The sequence below is a fragment of the Methylobacterium sp. XJLW genome (assembly GCF_003254375.1).
Taxonomy (GTDB): Bacteria; Pseudomonadota; Alphaproteobacteria; order Rhizobiales; family Beijerinckiaceae; genus Methylobacterium; species Methylobacterium fujisawaense.
Genome location: NZ_CP016429.1, coordinates 4,323,844 through 4,337,599, shown reverse-complemented (window position 1 = coordinate 4,337,599; position 13,756 = coordinate 4,323,844). Strand labels below are relative to the sequence as shown.

22 protein-coding genes are annotated in these 13,756 nt (G+C 68.1%); 3 read left to right on the top strand and 19 right to left on the bottom strand.

All coding sequences use genetic code 11. The features are described from left to right. Window positions 1–14 precede the first annotated feature (14 nt). A complete protein-coding gene (rpsK, locus tag A3862_RS20190) occupies window positions 15–404 on the bottom strand; it encodes a 30S ribosomal protein S11 (protein WP_010686167.1) in 390 nt (129 codons plus the stop codon). A gap of 172 nt (window positions 405–576) precedes the next feature. Continuing rightward, the gene (gene rpsM / locus A3862_RS20185; RefSeq protein WP_010686168.1) at window positions 577–945 is read right to left on the bottom strand and encodes a 30S ribosomal protein S13; all 369 of its coding nucleotides are present in this window, start codon (window positions 943–945) and stop codon (window positions 577–579) included. A gap of 252 nt (window positions 946–1,197) precedes the next feature. Here rpsM and A3862_RS20180 point away from each other — a divergent pair, with 252 nt between their 5' ends. Next, window positions 1,198–1,554 carry a hypothetical protein gene (locus A3862_RS20180; protein WP_043757444.1) on the top strand — a complete coding sequence of 119 codons (357 nt, stop codon included), beginning with the start codon at window positions 1,198–1,200 and terminating at the stop codon, window positions 1,552–1,554. Window positions 1,555–1,591: 37 nt separating this feature from the next. Here the strand turns inward: A3862_RS20180 and A3862_RS20175 are convergent, their stop codons facing one another. The 17 genes from A3862_RS20175 to A3862_RS20095 form a co-directional block, all read right to left on the bottom strand. Then, window positions 1,592–1,822 (bottom strand): hypothetical protein, encoded by a 231-nt coding sequence (locus A3862_RS20175; protein ID WP_043757447.1) that lies wholly within the window; start codon window positions 1,820–1,822, stop codon window positions 1,592–1,594. Window positions 1,823–1,916: 94 nt separating this feature from the next. Beyond that, window positions 1,917–2,519, bottom strand: coding sequence for an adenylate kinase (locus tag A3862_RS20170; protein ID WP_043355040.1), 603 nt, complete (start codon window positions 2,517–2,519; stop codon window positions 1,917–1,919). A 170-nt stretch (window positions 2,520–2,689) separates the two neighbouring features. Next, complete coding sequence (secY, locus tag A3862_RS20165; RefSeq protein WP_043387379.1) at window positions 2,690–4,036, bottom strand: preprotein translocase subunit SecY; 1,347 nt, start codon at window positions 4,034–4,036, stop codon at window positions 2,690–2,692. Between the two features lie 145 nt (window positions 4,037–4,181). Next, window positions 4,182–4,685: a 50S ribosomal protein L15 gene (gene rplO / locus A3862_RS20160; protein ID WP_043355037.1), complete on the bottom strand. Its 504-nt coding sequence runs from the start codon at window positions 4,683–4,685 to the stop codon at window positions 4,182–4,184. Window positions 4,686–4,695: 10 nt separating this feature from the next. Then, the gene (gene rpmD / locus A3862_RS20155) at window positions 4,696–4,887 is read right to left on the bottom strand and encodes a 50S ribosomal protein L30 (RefSeq protein ID WP_043355035.1); all 192 of its coding nucleotides are present in this window, start codon (window positions 4,885–4,887) and stop codon (window positions 4,696–4,698) included. Between the two features lie 12 nt (window positions 4,888–4,899). Further along, window positions 4,900–5,487 carry a 30S ribosomal protein S5 gene (gene rpsE, locus A3862_RS20150; RefSeq protein WP_043355033.1) on the bottom strand — a complete coding sequence of 196 codons (588 nt, stop codon included), beginning with the start codon at window positions 5,485–5,487 and terminating at the stop codon, window positions 4,900–4,902. Window positions 5,488–5,641: 154 nt separating this feature from the next. Beyond that, on the bottom strand, window positions 5,642–6,004 hold the full coding sequence (gene rplR, locus A3862_RS20145; RefSeq protein WP_010686176.1) for a 50S ribosomal protein L18: 363 nt from the start codon (window positions 6,002–6,004) through the stop codon (window positions 5,642–5,644). A 10-nt stretch (window positions 6,005–6,014) separates the two neighbouring features. Next, complete coding sequence (gene rplF, locus A3862_RS20140; protein WP_043387380.1) at window positions 6,015–6,548, bottom strand: 50S ribosomal protein L6; 534 nt, start codon at window positions 6,546–6,548, stop codon at window positions 6,015–6,017. A gap of 23 nt (window positions 6,549–6,571) precedes the next feature. Continuing rightward, window positions 6,572–6,967 (bottom strand): 30S ribosomal protein S8, encoded by a 396-nt coding sequence (rpsH, locus tag A3862_RS20135; protein WP_012319176.1) that lies wholly within the window; start codon window positions 6,965–6,967, stop codon window positions 6,572–6,574. Between the two features lie 10 nt (window positions 6,968–6,977). Beyond that, window positions 6,978–7,283, bottom strand: a complete 306-nt coding sequence (gene rpsN, locus A3862_RS20130; protein WP_043387382.1) for a 30S ribosomal protein S14 — start codon at window positions 7,281–7,283, stop codon at window positions 6,978–6,980. 40 nt (window positions 7,284–7,323) lie between these two features. Further along, complete coding sequence (rplE, locus tag A3862_RS20125; RefSeq protein ID WP_043348261.1) at window positions 7,324–7,890, bottom strand: 50S ribosomal protein L5; 567 nt, start codon at window positions 7,888–7,890, stop codon at window positions 7,324–7,326. Continuing rightward, entirely contained in the window at window positions 7,883–8,197 is a 315-nt protein-coding gene (rplX, locus tag A3862_RS20120) for a 50S ribosomal protein L24 (RefSeq protein WP_012319178.1), read from the bottom strand. Before rplX ends, rplE begins: the two co-directional genes overlap by 8 nt. After that, window positions 8,197–8,565 (bottom strand): 50S ribosomal protein L14, encoded by a 369-nt coding sequence (gene rplN / locus A3862_RS20115; protein ID WP_010686182.1) that lies wholly within the window; start codon window positions 8,563–8,565, stop codon window positions 8,197–8,199. The genes rplX and rplN overlap by 1 nt, the downstream gene beginning before the upstream one ends. Window positions 8,566–9,010: 445 nt before the next feature. Then, the gene (locus tag A3862_RS20110; protein ID WP_043348264.1) at window positions 9,011–9,388 is read right to left on the bottom strand and encodes a hypothetical protein; all 378 of its coding nucleotides are present in this window, start codon (window positions 9,386–9,388) and stop codon (window positions 9,011–9,013) included. 395 nt (window positions 9,389–9,783) lie between these two features. Continuing rightward, the gene (locus A3862_RS20105) at window positions 9,784–10,479 is read right to left on the bottom strand and encodes an amino acid ABC transporter permease (RefSeq protein ID WP_111473917.1); all 696 of its coding nucleotides are present in this window, start codon (window positions 10,477–10,479) and stop codon (window positions 9,784–9,786) included. Continuing rightward, complete coding sequence (locus tag A3862_RS20100; RefSeq protein ID WP_111473916.1) at window positions 10,476–11,213, bottom strand: amino acid ABC transporter permease; 738 nt, start codon at window positions 11,211–11,213, stop codon at window positions 10,476–10,478. The genes A3862_RS20105 and A3862_RS20100 overlap by 4 nt, the downstream gene beginning before the upstream one ends. Window positions 11,214–11,232: 19 nt before the next feature. Further along, window positions 11,233–12,036: an ABC transporter substrate-binding protein gene (locus tag A3862_RS20095; protein WP_205782297.1), complete on the bottom strand. Its 804-nt coding sequence runs from the start codon at window positions 12,034–12,036 to the stop codon at window positions 11,233–11,235. 720 nt (window positions 12,037–12,756) lie between these two features. On the opposite strand from A3862_RS20095, the gene rpsL reads away from it, so the two are divergent. After that, window positions 12,757–13,128: a 30S ribosomal protein S12 gene (gene rpsL / locus A3862_RS20090; RefSeq protein WP_007557568.1), complete on the top strand. Its 372-nt coding sequence runs from the start codon at window positions 12,757–12,759 to the stop codon at window positions 13,126–13,128. Window positions 13,129–13,256: 128 nt separating this feature from the next. Further along, complete coding sequence (rpsG, locus tag A3862_RS20085; RefSeq protein ID WP_007557567.1) at window positions 13,257–13,727, top strand: 30S ribosomal protein S7; 471 nt, start codon at window positions 13,257–13,259, stop codon at window positions 13,725–13,727. Window positions 13,728–13,756 lie beyond the last annotated feature (29 nt).

Here is a 13,756-nt window from a genome sequence, read left to right as displayed (position 1 = left end):
TTCTCCGGCGCGGATCAGACGCGGCGACGCTTGCGCGGCCGGCAGCCGTTGTGCGGGATCGAGGTGACGTCGCGGATCGAGGTCACCGTGAAGCCCGCGGCCTGGAGGGCGCGCAGCGCCGACTCGCGGCCCGAACCGGGACCCGACACCTCGACCTCAAGGGTGCGCATGCCGTGCTCGGCGGCCTTGCGGCCGGCATCCTCGGCGGCAACCTGGGCGGCGTACGGGGTCGACTTCCGCGAGCCCTTGAAGCCCATGGCGCCGGCGGACGACCACGAGATCGTGTTGCCCTGCGCGTCCGTGATGGTGATCATCGTGTTGTTGAACGAGGCGTTCACGTGGGCGACGCCCGACACGATGTTCTTGCGCTCGCGGCGGCGGACGCGTTGCGGTTCCTTAGCCATCTGTTCTCACTCTTCCTTCAGGCACGCCCGTAACACCAGGCGCTCGGGATTCTTCTTGGGACTTGGCCGCTTGGCCCGTGCAGGGCTGGCGAGCCAGAGCCGGGCGCCTCATGGGGCGCCCAGCGGGACGGAATGGAGGCCGAGCGAAGCCCGACCCCCCGATCCCAAAAGATTACTTCTTCTTGCCGGCGATCGGCTTCGCCTTGCCCTTGCGGGTGCGGGCGTTGGTGTGGGTGCGCTGGCCGCGGACCGGCAGCTGCTTGCGGTGACGCAGGCCGCGATAGGCGCCGAGATCCATCAGGCGCTTGATGTTCATCGACACTTCGCGGCGCAGATCGCCTTCGACCAGGTAGTCGCGGTCGATCGTCTCGCGGATCGAGAGAACCTCGGCGTCGGTCAGCTGGTTGACCCGACGTTCGGCGGGGATGTTCACCTTCTGGGTGATCTCCTCGGCCTTCTTGGCGCCGATGCCGTGGATGTACTGAAGCGCGATGACGACGCGCTTGTTGGTCGGGATGTTGACGCCTGCGATACGGGCCACGATCACTCTCCATGTCAGGCCCGGGGATCCGGGCAGGTGTCGCGCGCGTCCGGTGGAGGCCGGCCCTTGCGCACGTGAAACGACGACGCGGCCCGCGGGCGGCCCTGGACAGGGCACCTCGGACCATCGTTCGGTTGGACGAAGGAGGGCCTGCTAGCGCGCGGGCGGCCCGATGTCAACGACCGTCAGGCATGGCCGCGTCCCGTCATGCGCCGCGTGCGGGACCCGGGCCGAGATGATCGAGGAGCCAAGATGGCGGTTCTGACCAGCGACGGCGCAACGCTCCGGGCCTTCGCCGATTCGGTGTTGCGGGCCGCCGAGGAAACCCTGGACGAGGTTCTACCGGTGACGCTCGCGGTCATCGGCGGCATCCTCGCCGAAGCGGAGCCCGGCTCCGTGGCGCTTCAGAGCGCGGATGACGGGCCGCCCCTGCTCTGGGCGACCTTCGCCGGGCGCCGCATGGTCTTCCGCTACAACCCGATGACGGCGATGATCGAGCTGCGCATCGGCACCGACGAAGGCTACCCGTTCCGCCTGTTCGGCCACCGCTCGCTTCAGATGGATATCGCCAACTTCTTCGGAAGCCTGCGTCGCGAAGGGCGGATCTGATGCATCGTCCGGGGCGCTGCGAGTCGGCAGCCGCGTCTCAGCGGAAGCCCTGGTTCCGCAGCCGGCAATAGCCGCCCATATCCTGATAGCCCGCGGGGCAGCGGCGGGCGCAGGTCCCCGCCACATACTTGAGCGGCGGCCGGCAGGCATGGCGGAAGCGCTTCTGCCCGTACACGAAGGATTGGGCGGGGCTCTGCGCGAAGGCCGGCAGAGGGGGGAGTGCGACCGCGAGGAGGAGCGTCGCGGTGGCGAAGAGGCGGAGGGTCATGGCGATTCCGATCCGGGATGCGCCTCTCAACCCACTGACCGCGCCTCGGGTTCACGTCCGCGCGCCACCGAGCGGTCGGCGCGCGGCGATCGACTCAGGAGGCGACACGCTCCTCGTGCGGCTCCAGCACCGCCATCAGGTCGGCCGTGACCTTGTCGATCGGCTGCATGCCGTCGATGGTCTCCAGCATGCCCTGCTTGGCGTAATAGGCCGACAGCGGGGCCGTCTGGGCGCGATAGGCCTCGAGACGCTGCTTGAACACCTCCGGGGTGTCGTCCTTCCGCACCGCCTGGCCGCGGGCCAAGGTCTCGGCGGCCCGCTTCTCGATGCGGCCGACCAGGGCGTTCTCGTCGACCTTCAGCTCGACCACCGCGGAGAGGCCCATCCCCTTGCCGGCCAGCATCGTGCCGAGGGCCTCGGCCTGCGCCACCGTGCGCGGGAAGCCGTCCAGGATGAAGCCGCGGCGGGCATCCGCCTCCTCGATCCGCTCGGCGACGATGCCGACCACGATCCGATCCGAGACGAGACCGCCGGATTCCATCACGGCCTTGGCCTCGAGGCCGATCGGCGTCCCGGCGGCCACGGCCGCCCGAAGCATGTCGCCGGTGGAAAGCTGCGGGATGCCGAAGCGCTGTACGATCCGCTCGGATTGCGTCCCCTTCCCCGCACCGGGCGGCCCGAGCAGAATGATACGCATGGCGTTGTCCTCGTTCGGCCCACTCTCTCTGTGGGCACAAGCCGTGGTGGCGAAGCCTCCCTGGCATCGCCGGGTTCGGGGTCTTCTAGCCGGTCAGGGCCCGACAGGCATCCAGACCTTTGGGCCAGAGGCGGGCGTGTCCTTGGTGACGGCCCGCCTCTGTAGCAGGCTCAGCGCCGGCGTTGCGTGGTCGAGGCGCCACGCAGCTTGGCCTTCTTCACGAGGCCCTCGTACTGATGGGCCATCAGGTGCCCGTGGATCTGCGCCACGGTGTCCATCGTGACCGAGACCACGATCAGCAGCGACGTGCCGCCGAAACCGAGGCTCGCCGCTGCGTAGGACGACAGGATCTCCGGGCACAGGCACACCAGCGTCAGGTACAGGGCGCCGATTACCGTGATGCGGGTCAGCACCTTGTCGATGAACGCCGCGGTGCGCTCGCCCGGCCGGATGCCCGGGATGAAGCCGCCATGCTTCTTCAGGTTGTCGGCCGTCTCCTGCGGGTTGAAGACCACCGCGGTGTAGAAGAACGTGAAGAAGATGATCAGCGCCGCGTAGAGCACCATGAACAGCGGGGTGCCGTGGCCGAGATAGGCCGTCACCGTGCCGAGCCAGCCGGTGGCGCCGCCATTGGCCGAGAAGCTCGCGGCGGTCGCCGGCAGGAGCAGAAGCGACGAGGCGAAGATCGGCGGGATCACGCCCGAGGTGTTGAGCTTGAGCGGCAGGAACGAGGTCTGGCCCTCGTACATGCGGTTGCCGACCTGGCGCTTCGGGTAGTTGATCAGGAGGCGGCGCTGGGCGCGCTCCATGAACACGATGAAGTAGACGAGCGCCACGGCGGCGACGCCGACGCCCAGGATGATCGCCGGGGACAGGGCACCGGTGCGTCCGAGTTCCAGTGCGCCCGCGATCGCCACCGGCAGGTGGGCGACGATGCCCGCGAAGATGATCAGCGACGAGCCGTTGCCGATGCCGCGCGACGTGATCTGCTCGCCGAGCCACATCAGGAACAGGGTGCCGCCGGTGAGCGTGATCACCGTCGAGGCCAGGAAGAACGGCCCCGGATCGATCGCGGCCGAGGAGCCCTGCAGGCCGATGGCGATGCCCCAGGACTGCACCAAAGCCAGCACCACCGTCAGGTAGCGGGTGTACTGGTTGATAACCTTGCGGCCGGACTCACCCTCCTTCTTCAGCGCCTCCAGGCTCGGGATCACCGAGGTCAGGAGCTGCACGATGATCGAGGCCGAGATGTAGGGCATGATGTTCAGGGCGAAGATCGCCATGCGCTCGACCGCGCCGCCCGAGAACATGTTGAACAGGCCCAGCACGCCGCCCGATTGCTGCTGGAAGTTCCGGGCGAACTGCTCCGGGTCGATGCCGGGGATCGGGATGTACGTGCCCAGCCGGAACACCACGAGGGCGCCGAGCGTGAACCAGATGCGCTTCTTCAGCTCATCGGCCTTGGCGATCGCACCGAAATTGAGGTTGGCGGCAAGCTGCTCGGCGGCTGAGGCCATAAGCGTCGCGTCCTGGACATGTCGCCGGGCGGTGGAGCCCGGATGAAACGAAAAACGGCGGCCCGCGTGGTCGCAGGGCCGCCGCTCGAAGGTTCGGCTTAAAGGGTGCGCGGAAACCGTGCAACGGGTCCCGGCGTCGCTCCCGTCAGGCCGTCGCCGCCTCGCTGCCGCCGCGGGTGGAAGCACCCTGAGCGTAGACGACGGTGACCGAGCCGCCGGCCTTCTCGACCGCCTCGACGGCGGACTTGGAGGCGCGGGTGACCTCGAAGCTGAGCTTCGCGGTGAGCTCGCCGACGCCGAGAAGCTTCACGCCGTCGCGGGGACGGGCGATGAGGCCGGCGGCGACCAGGCTCTCCACCGTCACGGTGGCGGCCTTGTCGAGCTTGCCCGCGTCGACAGCCTCCTGGATCCGGCCGAGGTTCACCTCGTTCAGGTCCTGGGCGTAGAGGTTGTTGAAGCCGCGCTTCGGCAGGCGCCGATGCAGCGGCATCTGACCGCCCTCGAAGCCCTTGATGGACACGCCGGTCCGGGCCTTCTGACCCTTCACGCCGCGGCCCGCGGTCTTGCCCTTGCCGGAGCCGATGCCCCGGCCGACGCGCATCCGGTCCTTGGTGGCGCCGGGATTGTCGCTGATCTGGTTGAGCTTCATCGGGACCTCCTCACGCCACGTCGCCGTGGACGCGCACGAGGTGCGCAACCTTGCGGATCATGCCGCGCACGGAGGGGGTATCCTCCAGCTCGGACACGCGGTGGAGCTTGTTGAGCTTCAGGCCGATCAGCGTCGCGCGCTGGCTGGCCTCGCGGCGGATCGGCGAGCCAATCTGCTCGATGCGGAGAGTCTTCTGTGCCATCGGACCCTCCCCTTACGCGACCGCGGCTTCGGACTGGTCGGCCGGGTCGGCATCGCGGCGGCGCGACTGGAGGGTCGACACCTTGATGCCGCGGCGGGCCGCCACGGAGCGCGGGCTGTCCTCGTTCTTGAGCGCCTCGAAGGTGGCGCGCACGAGGTTGTAGGGGTTCGAGGACCCCAGCGACTTGGCGACGACGTCCTGCATGCCGAGGGTCTCGAACACGGCGCGCATCGGGCCGCCGGCGATGATGCCGGTACCCTGCGGAGCCGCGCGGAGGATCACCTTGCCGGCGCCGTGGCGGCCGTTGACGTCGTGGTGCAGAGTCCGGCCCTCGCGGAGCGAGACGCGGATCAGGCCGCGCTTGGCGGCCTCGGTCGCCTTGCGGATGGCCTCCGGCACCTCACGGGCCTTGCCGTGGCCGAAGCCGACGCGGCCCTTCTGGTCGCCGACGACGACGAGGGCCGCGAAGCCGAAGCGACGGCCGCCCTTCACCACCTTGGCGACGCGGTTGATGTGGACGAGCTTGTCCACGAACTCGCTGTCGCGCTCCTCGCGATCATCGCGGCGGCCGCGGCCCCCGCCTTCCCGTTCACGTGCCATTGCTTTACCCGTTCATCTCACTGGCGCAGGCGGCGGGCCTGCTCGCTCGATTGCTTCGAATGCCGGACATGCACCGCACGTCCGGCCCGCCGTCGTTCAAAGATCCCGATCGGGGCCGCCGGCGGCGGATGCGCCGCCGGCGAGGTCCCTAAGATCAGAACTCCAGGCCACCCTCGCGGGCGGCCTCGGCCACGGCCGCGACACGGCCATGGTAGATGTAGCCGGAGCGGTCGAAGATCACCTTCGTGACGCCCGCGGCCTTGGCGCGCTCGGCGACCAGCTTGCCAACCGCCTTGGCGGCGGCGACGTCGGCGCCGGTCTTGAGTTCGCCCTTGAGGGCCTTGTCGATCGACGAGGCCGCGGCCAGCGTCTTGCCGGCGACGTCGTCGATGACCTGCACGTAGATCTGCTTCGACGAGCGGAACACCGAGAGCCGCGGGCGGCCGTTGGCGGCGGCCCGCAGCGCGCGGCGGACGCGCGCCTTGCGGCGATCGAGGGCTTCGAGCTTGCGAGACATGATGCCCTCCTTACTTCTTCTTGCCTTCCTTGCGGAAGATGAACTCGCCCGCGTACTTCACGCCCTTGCCCTTGTAGGGCTCGGGTCCGCGGTAATCGCGGATCTCGGCGGCGACCTGACCGACCTGCTGGCGGTTGATCCCGGAGATCGTGATCTCGGTGGGCTTCGGGGTAGCGATCGTGATCCCGGTGGGGATCGCGTATTCGATGTCGTGGCTGTAGCCGAGCGACAGCTTGAGGGCCTTGCCGGCCATCGCGGCGCGATAGCCGACGCCGGTGATCTCGAGCTTCTTCTCGAAGCCCTTCGACACGCCCTCGGCGATGTTGGCGATCTGCGCCCGCGACGTGCCCCACAGGGAGCGCGCCGGCTTGGACTGGTTGACGGGCTGCACCTCGATGGCGCCGTCCTTCATCGCCACGGCGACGAGCGACGGGACGTCGTAGGACAGTTCGCCCTTCGAACCCTTCATCTTCACCGTCTGACCGGTGACCGTGGCGGTAACGCCCGCCGGCACGGGGACCGGCTTCTTGCCTACGCGAGACATGGGATAACCTCCTTATGTCCCGATCAGAACACGGTGCAGAGCACTTCACCGCCGACGTTGCGCTCGCGCGCCTCGTGATCGGCCATGACGCCCTGCGGGGTGGAGACGATGGTGACGCCGAGGCCGTCGGCCACGTGCGGCAGCTCGCCGACGGACGAGTAGACCCGGCGGCCGGGCTTCGAGACGCGCTTGATCTCGCGGATCACCGGGCGCCCGTCGTAGTACTTGAGCTCGATGGCGAACTCGGTGCGGCCGTTGCCGAGGTCCGTCGCCGCGTAATCGCGGATGTAGCCCTCGGCCTTCAGGACGTCGAGGACGCTGGCGCGCAGGCGCGAGCCGGGCGTCTGGACGACGTTGCGACGGCGCAGCTGGCCGTTGCGGATGCGGGTGAGCATGTCGCCCACGGGATCGTTGACCATGGGGACCTCCTTACCAGCTCGACTTGACCAGGCCGGGGATCAGGCCCCGGTTGCCAAGCTCGCGCAGCGCCACGCGCGAGATGCCCATCTTGCGGTAATAGGCGCGCGGGCGGCCGGTCATGCCGCAGCGATTGCGGATGCGGGTGGCCGACGAGTTGCGCGGCAGTTCCGCGAGCTTGAGGCGCGCCTCGAAGCGCTCCTCCATCTCGAGGGCTTCGTTGTTGGCGATCTCGAGGAGCGCCTTCCGCTTGGCCGCGAAGCGCTTCACCAGCGCCTTGCGAGCCTCATTCTTCTCGACTGAGCTTTTCTTCGACATGTGGTCTATCTCCGGTGTCCGCGTCTGAAGCCCGAGAGCTTCACTGCCGGAACGGGAACTTGAAGGCGGCGAGCAGGGCCTTGGCCTCGGCATCGGTCTTGGCGGTGGTCGCCACGACGATGTCCATGCCCCAGGTCTGCTCGGCCTTGTCGTAGGAGATCTCCGGGAACACGAGGTGCTCCTTGAGACCGAGGGCGTAGTTGCCGCGGCCGTCGAACGAGCGCGGGTTCAGGCCGCGGAAGTCACGTACGCGCGGCAGCGCGATGGTGATCAGCCGGTCCATGAACTCGTACATGCGCTGCTTGCGCAGGGTCACCTTGCAGCCGATCGGCATGCCCTCGCGGACCTTGAAGGTCGCGATGGCCTTGCGGGCCCGGGTGATGACCGGCTTCTGGCCGGCGATCAGGGCGAGGTCGCCCGCCGCCACCGAGGCCTTCTTCGAGTCCGCGGTGGACTCGCCGACGCCCATGTTGATCACGATCTTGGTGATCTGCGGCACTTCCATGGGGTTCTTGTAGCCGAACTCTTCGATCAGCTTCTGGCGAACCACCTCGTCGTAGTGCTTGCGCAGGCGCGGGGTGTAGGCGTTCTTGTCGGCCTCAGCCATCGATCTGATCCCCCGTGGTCTTGGCGAACCGGACCTTGCGCCCGTCTTCGAGGATGCGGAAACCCACGCGGGTCGGCTTGCCGTTGGCATCCGCGACCGCGATGTTCGAGAGCTGGATGGCGGCCTCCTTGGAGATGATGCCGCCTTCCTGGTTCTGGGTCTGCTTCTGGTGCTTCTTGACCAGGTTGATGCCGCGCACGAAGGCCCGGCCTTCCTTCGGCAGAACCTGGATCACCTCACCCGACCGGCCCGAATCGCGGCCGGTGAGCACGACGACCTTGTCGCCCTTCTTGATCTTGGCAGCCATTACAGCACCTCCGGAGCCAGGGAGATGATCTTCATGTGGTTGCGGGCGCGGAGCTCGCGCGGAACCGGTCCGAAGATACGGGTGCCGATCGGCTCCTTCTGATTGTTGATCAGGACCGCGGCGTTCTTGTCGAAGCGGATGACCGAACCGTCGGCACGCTTCACGTCCTTGGCGGTGCGGACGACGACCGCCTTCATGACGTCGCCCTTCTTGACGCGACCGCGCGGGATCGCCTCCTTGACGGAGACGACGATCACGTCGCCCACGCCGGCATACTTGCGCTTCGACCCGCCGAGTACCTTGATGCACATCACACGGCGTGCACCCGAGTTGTCGGCGACGTCCAGATTCGTCTGCATCTGGATCACGTGCGTGACTCCTTGTTTCAGGCGGGTTTCCGCACACGGACGGTATTGCCCGGCGGACGACGCCTGATGGGGACCTGATGTCCCCGGCTCATGTGTTCGACCGCGCTGGCGGTGTCGCAAGGACACCGGCGCGGTCACCGCGTTCACAGGGTGCGAGCACCCATCGGAATGTCGCGAAGGCCGGGCGGATACTACGGGCCGCCCCGGATGGCAAGCGGAGCGGCGCGAAATCGTCGGCGGCGCATGGCTGGATTGACCCGATGCACGGCCTGGTTCCAGTCGGCGCCCGTCAGGAGGCCGCGTCGCGTGGGGATCGTCGGCGCGCCCCGATTCGGCCTCGCGCGCACGACTCGCTGCGGATCTGTCGTGCGGGCCGGCGTGCCTCTCAAAACGCGACGACCGGCGCGCCTCTCGGCGCACCGGTCGCTGAGCGCTCGGGCGGGACTCAGGCGGGCTGGCCGCCTGATTCGAACAGGAAGCCGTCGAGGCTCGGGATCGTCACCGACGCGCCGCTCGCGGGCTTCGACAGGCGCCAGGGCCGCTCCGAGCGGGCGCGGATCGCTTCGGAGGGGCGGAGCCGCCGCATGAGACCGTCCTCGCCGACCTCCTCGATCGCCAGGAATCCGTAGACCTGAAGCCGGGAGGCCGTCAGTTTCGTCCCGCGATCCTCGGCGGCGACGACCATGCTGCCGGTGGCGTAGACGGCATCGAGCAGGGACCGCTGCTCGCTGCGCCGGCGGCTGCGTGCCTCCCACTCGCCCGGTGCCTGGGCGGGAATGGCCCGCCGGAACGGAACGACGTTGCTGACCGCGACGCAACCCATACGCAAAACCCTTGACGCAGACCCGCGGCGGCACACGGGCCGCCCGTTGATCGCGACAATTCGACGGATCGCTTTAATTCTCCGTAGACCCTGCCGGCGCCCCCCTGCCCCGATCCGGTACGTCCCCTCCGGCAACCCGGCAGGATTTGCCGGCTTGCCCGCGTCCGGGGCGGGGTCCTCACGGCGGCCGCACCGGCCGTCAACGGGCCTCCTCTCATCTCCGCCGGATGGCTTCGGCCCCTCTGGGCTGCCTCCTACCCCCGACAGCGGAGTGGGACGCATCGCGTGACGGTTTCGGCGGGAGACCGTTTCATCGCCGGCCGAATCCGAGGTCGCGGCCATCGTTCGATCCGGCACGACGGGCGACCCAGGGGCCTGCTCCGGTCAGGATGGCCTCAGCCGAGATGCGCCTTCGGTCGCGAGCGGCGCCGCACGAGTCGCGCGGCGAGCCTGTCGAGAGCGACGCACAGGCCCGCGTAGAGGGCGCCGACGAACAGGAAGATCTCGGCCGGGTAGACCATGGTGCGGTTGTTCACCTGGGTGGCCACGAAGGACAGCTCGGGCACGCCGATCACGTAGGCGAGCGAGGTGTCCTTGATGAGCGTGGTCAATTGATTGACGAAGGACGGCGCCATGGCCCTGAGCGCCTGTGGCAGGATGATGAAGCGCAGCACCGGCCAGCGGCCGAAACCGAGGGCGAGGCCGGCCTCCCACTGGCCGTGGCCGATGCTCTCGATCCCGGCCGCCACCCCGTACGAGAGATAGGCCCCGCCGACGAGCGCCAGGGTCGCCGCCACGGTGCCGATCTCCGGAACCGATACGCCGAACAGGATCGGCAGCAGGAAGTAGCTCCAGAAGATCAGCATCACGATCGGCACGGCGCGGAAGACGCCGAGCCCGATGGTCAGAGCGACGCGGGACGGCCCCGCGCTCATCGCCAGGGCGATGCCCAGGACGAGACCCAGCAGGGCCGAGGCGAGGCCGGACAGGCCGGAGAGGATCAGCGTCAGCGCCAGCCCGCCGACCGGGCCCCTGGGCCAGGCGCCGAGCAGCAGGTAGCCGAGATTGTCGGTGATGATCGCAGGGTTCATCGGCGCGGTCCCGGAGCCGCGGCGCGGCGGGCCGCCGCCTGCCCCGCCGCCTCGACCAGGGCGACCGCGCCCACATAGAGCAGCGTCGCGATGCCGAAGGCCTGGAAGGTCTTGAACGTCTCGGTCTCCACCTGCCGCGACGCGTAGGACAGCTCCGCGAGGCCGATCGTCATGGTGAGGGCGGTGTTCTTGATCGTGTTGAGGTACTGGCCGACGATCGGCAGCCAGGCGACGCGCAGGGCCTGTGGCAGGACGATGTGGCGGAAGGCCTGGACCGGCGTCAGGCCAAGGGCGATGGCCGCCTCCCGCTGGCCGGGGCGAACACCGTTGACGCCTGCCCGGCCCTCCTCGGCGATGTAGGCGCCCGCATAGACGGTGAGGCCGAAGAACCCGGCCAGGGTCTCGTAGGCCGGCCAATGCACGGCGCCGAATCCCAGATCGAGGGCGTGCGGCGTGTTCAGCCAGGTTGTCGCGCCGCTCGGCAACAGGGCTGCGCCCACGAAGTACCAGACGAAGAGCTGCACCAGCAGCGGCGTGTTCCGGACGATCCCGACGAAGCCGGCCACGGCCCGCCCGGCCGCGGCGCCGCCCGCTTCCCGCAGGCAGCACGCCGCGAGACCCACCCCGGTGCCGGCGAGACACACGGCCGCCGAGAGGGCCAGGGTGAGTTCGAAGCCTTGGATCAGCCAGACGAGGTAGCGAGGCGCCAACAGGTCGCCGAAGAGCTGGCCCATCGCCGTCGCCCGGCCTCGGCTAGTTGCGGTCGCCGATTCGGAACAGGCGCGGCAGCGGCTGCTCGGTGTTCGGGCCGAACCAGCGATCGTAGATCTGTGCCGCCTTGCCGCGCGCCTCCAACTCGCGCAGCGCCTCGTTCACGAGATCCCGAAGCCGGCCCTCCCCCTTCGGGATGCCGACGCCGATATAGTCGTTGGAGATGCTGAAGGGCGGGATCTCGTAATTCTGGCGGTCCGGCACCTTCGCCAGCAGCCCGACGAGCTTCGGCCCGTCCTGCGTGATCGCCTGGACGTTGCCGTTGCGCAGGGCCGTGAAGGCGAAGGGCGTGTCATCGAAGGCGACCACCGTCGCCTTCGGGAAGTCCCGGCGTAGCACGATCTCGTTGGTGGTGCCCCTGTCGACGCCGATGCGCAGGCCGTTGAGCTGATCGGGGGACGACAGGGTGCCCTTCTTGGTCAGGAACTGCTGGCCGGACGCGAAGTAGGGGATGCTGAAGTCGAGTTGCTTGCCCCGCTCCTCCGTGATCGTGAAGTTCGCCAGGACCAGATCGACTTTGCCGGAGATCAGCAGCGGGATCCGATTCGCCGGGTTGGTGGGACGCAGTTCGACCTTTATGCCGAGCTTGTCGGCGATGGCCTGGGCGTAATCGACATCGAGCCCGGCAATCTGCAGGGTCCCGCGATCAACGAAGCCGAAGGGCGGATTGCTGTCGAAGACGGCCACCCGGAGAACGCCGGCCTTCCGGATGTCGTCGAGCCTGTCGGCCTGAGCTGCACCCACCGAACAAAGGATTGCCAGGGCGAGAGCGAAGAGGCGGCGCACGCGAATCTCCATTGGACGGAGCGGTGACAAAAACTCGGGCCGTTCACGGACGACGGAAGATCTTCGGTGCCGGACGCAAGACGATCTCCGGTCCGGAGAAGACGATCGGAGCGGTCTGTCCCGAGCCTCCGCATCATTCTCTGAAAGCCGCAATCCGATCAACGGACCGGATTTCCGTTTTTCACCGGAACATCAGCACAGCGTGCTGGGGAAGCGTGGAGAAAGGCGGTGGATGTTCTTCTTGCACCGGCAGGACGATTCGCGTGATCTTCCCCGGGTTCTGCCGCGGGTTGATGCCATCCCGGATCGAGCGCGGGGGCGGCCGTGGTTGACGGTCCGGTGATGCGGTGAGGGTCGTGTACGCGCGGACGGGGATTCCGCGCCTTGACCGATCCTTAACCTCCGGCGCGGTGCAGTTTTCTGCCGCCACCGCATTGACCTGCGGGACAACCGCGGCTAGAAGCGCGCCACTTCGGACGGCCATCGGCTGCCGACGGCCCTTGGGCATACCCCCTTGACGCCGCCGCCATCGCCCCGCGCGCTCCGAGGGTTCAAATCGCCTGACGCTTAAGTCAGATCCGTAGGTATGAGCGCGTTCGTTTCGGGCGTGCTCCTCTGCCCACACCGCGCCGAGGGTCCGTGACAGGCCCTCCGGCGCATATTCGTTTTGCGGACTGCCCTGTGCAGTCCGGCCTAGGTGACCGAGGAAGAGGGCACAGGATGCCGACGATCAACCAGCTGATCGCCCAGCCGCGGAAGATCCAGCGGAGCCGCAACAAGGTTCCGGCGCTCGACGCTTGCCCGCAGAAGCGCGGCGTCTGCACCCGCGTCTACACGACGACCCCGAAGAAGCCGAACTCGGCGCTCCGTAAGGTCGCCAAGGTGCGCCTCACCAACGGCTTCGAGGTGATCGGCTACATCCCGGGTGAGGGTCACAACCTTCAGGAGCACTCCGTGGTGATGATCCGCGGCGGCCGCGTGAAGGATCTTCCGGGCGTACGCTACCACATCCTGCGCGGCGTGCTCGACACGCAGGGCGTGAAGAACCGCAAGCAGCGCCGTTCGAAGTACGGCGCCAAGCGTCCGAAGTAAGTCGGACGCCCGGATTTTTCCCGGGCGCCGGTCTGCGTTTCCACGGCCTCGCAAGGATGTCGCCGGCCTTACGGCTCAGGCGGCCTGCGCGGGGTGCTTAAGATCTTTTCGTTCGAGAGTTCCAGAAGATGTCCCGTCGTCACTCTGCCGAGAAGCGTGAGATCATCCCGGACCCGAAGTACGGGGACGTGGTGCTGACGAAGTTCATGAACTCCATCATGTACGAGGGCAAGAAGTCGACCGCCGAGCGGATCGTCTACGGTGCCTTCGACATCGTCGAGAACCGCGCCCGCGCCAACCCGATCGAGGTGTTCCGCGCCGCCCTCGACAACGTCGCCCCGATGATCGAGGTCCGCTCCCGCCGCGTCGGCGGCGCGACCTACCAGGTCCCCGTCGAGGTGCGCACCGAGCGTCGCCAGGCCCTCGCCATCCGTTGGCTGATCCAGGCGGCCCGTTCGCGCAACGACCGGACCATGATCGAGCGGCTCTCCGCCGAGCTGCTCGACGCCGCCAACAACCGCGGCAACGCCGTCAAGAAGCGGGAAGACACGCACCGGATGGCGGAAGCCAACCGCGCCTTCTCGCACTACCGCTGGTAAGCGGTTCCGCCGTCTCTCAGGAGCAATTC

Excerpts from the sequence above, each read along its gene's own strand:
- rpsL (WP_007557568.1), top strand. The coding sequence starts at position 12,757 with ATGCCGACGATCAACCAGCTGATCGCCCAGCCGCGGAAGATCCAGCGG.
- rpmD (WP_043355035.1), bottom strand. The coding sequence starts at position 4,887 with ATGGCACAGAAGACTCTCCGCATCGAGCAGATTGGCTCGCCGATCCGC.
- rplF (WP_043387380.1), bottom strand. The coding sequence starts at position 6,548 with ATGTCTCGCGTAGGCAAGAAGCCGGTCCCCGTGCCGGCGGGCGTTACC.
- rpsN (WP_043387382.1), bottom strand. The coding sequence starts at position 7,283 with ATGTCGAAGAAAAGCTCAGTCGAGAAGAATGAGGCTCGCAAGGCGCTG.
- rplO (WP_043355037.1), bottom strand. The coding sequence starts at position 4,685 with ATGAAGCTCAACCAGATCAGCGACAATCCCGGCGCCACCAAGGACCGG.
- rpsH (WP_012319176.1), bottom strand. The coding sequence starts at position 6,967 with ATGGTCAACGATCCCGTGGGCGACATGCTCACCCGCATCCGCAACGGC.
- A3862_RS20110 (WP_043348264.1), bottom strand. The coding sequence starts at position 9,388 with ATGGGTTGCGTCGCGGTCAGCAACGTCGTTCCGTTCCGGCGGGCCATT.
- rplX (WP_012319178.1), bottom strand. The coding sequence starts at position 8,197 with ATGGCTGCCAAGATCAAGAAGGGCGACAAGGTCGTCGTGCTCACCGGC.
- rplR (WP_010686176.1), bottom strand. The coding sequence starts at position 6,004 with ATGTCTCGCAAGCTCGAAGCCCTCGATCGCCGCAAGGCGCGCGTCCGC.
- rplE (WP_043348261.1), bottom strand. The coding sequence starts at position 7,890 with ATGGCTGAGGCCGACAAGAACGCCTACACCCCGCGCCTGCGCAAGCAC.
- rpsK (WP_010686167.1), bottom strand. The coding sequence starts at position 404 with ATGGCTAAGGAACCGCAACGCGTCCGCCGCCGCGAGCGCAAGAACATC.
- A3862_RS20100 (WP_111473916.1), bottom strand. The coding sequence starts at position 11,213 with ATGGGCCAGCTCTTCGGCGACCTGTTGGCGCCTCGCTACCTCGTCTGG.
- A3862_RS20170 (WP_043355040.1), bottom strand. The coding sequence starts at position 2,519 with ATGCGTATCATTCTGCTCGGGCCGCCCGGTGCGGGGAAGGGGACGCAA.
- rpsE (WP_043355033.1), bottom strand. The coding sequence starts at position 5,487 with ATGGCACGTGAACGGGAAGGCGGGGGCCGCGGCCGCCGCGATGATCGC.
- A3862_RS20180 (WP_043757444.1), top strand. The coding sequence starts at position 1,198 with ATGGCGGTTCTGACCAGCGACGGCGCAACGCTCCGGGCCTTCGCCGAT.
- secY (WP_043387379.1), bottom strand. The coding sequence starts at position 4,036 with ATGGCCTCAGCCGCCGAGCAGCTTGCCGCCAACCTCAATTTCGGTGCG.
- rpsG (WP_007557567.1), top strand. The coding sequence starts at position 13,257 with ATGTCCCGTCGTCACTCTGCCGAGAAGCGTGAGATCATCCCGGACCCG.
- A3862_RS20175 (WP_043757447.1), bottom strand. The coding sequence starts at position 1,822 with ATGACCCTCCGCCTCTTCGCCACCGCGACGCTCCTCCTCGCGGTCGCA.
- A3862_RS20105 (WP_111473917.1), bottom strand. The coding sequence starts at position 10,479 with ATGAACCCTGCGATCATCACCGACAATCTCGGCTACCTGCTGCTCGGC.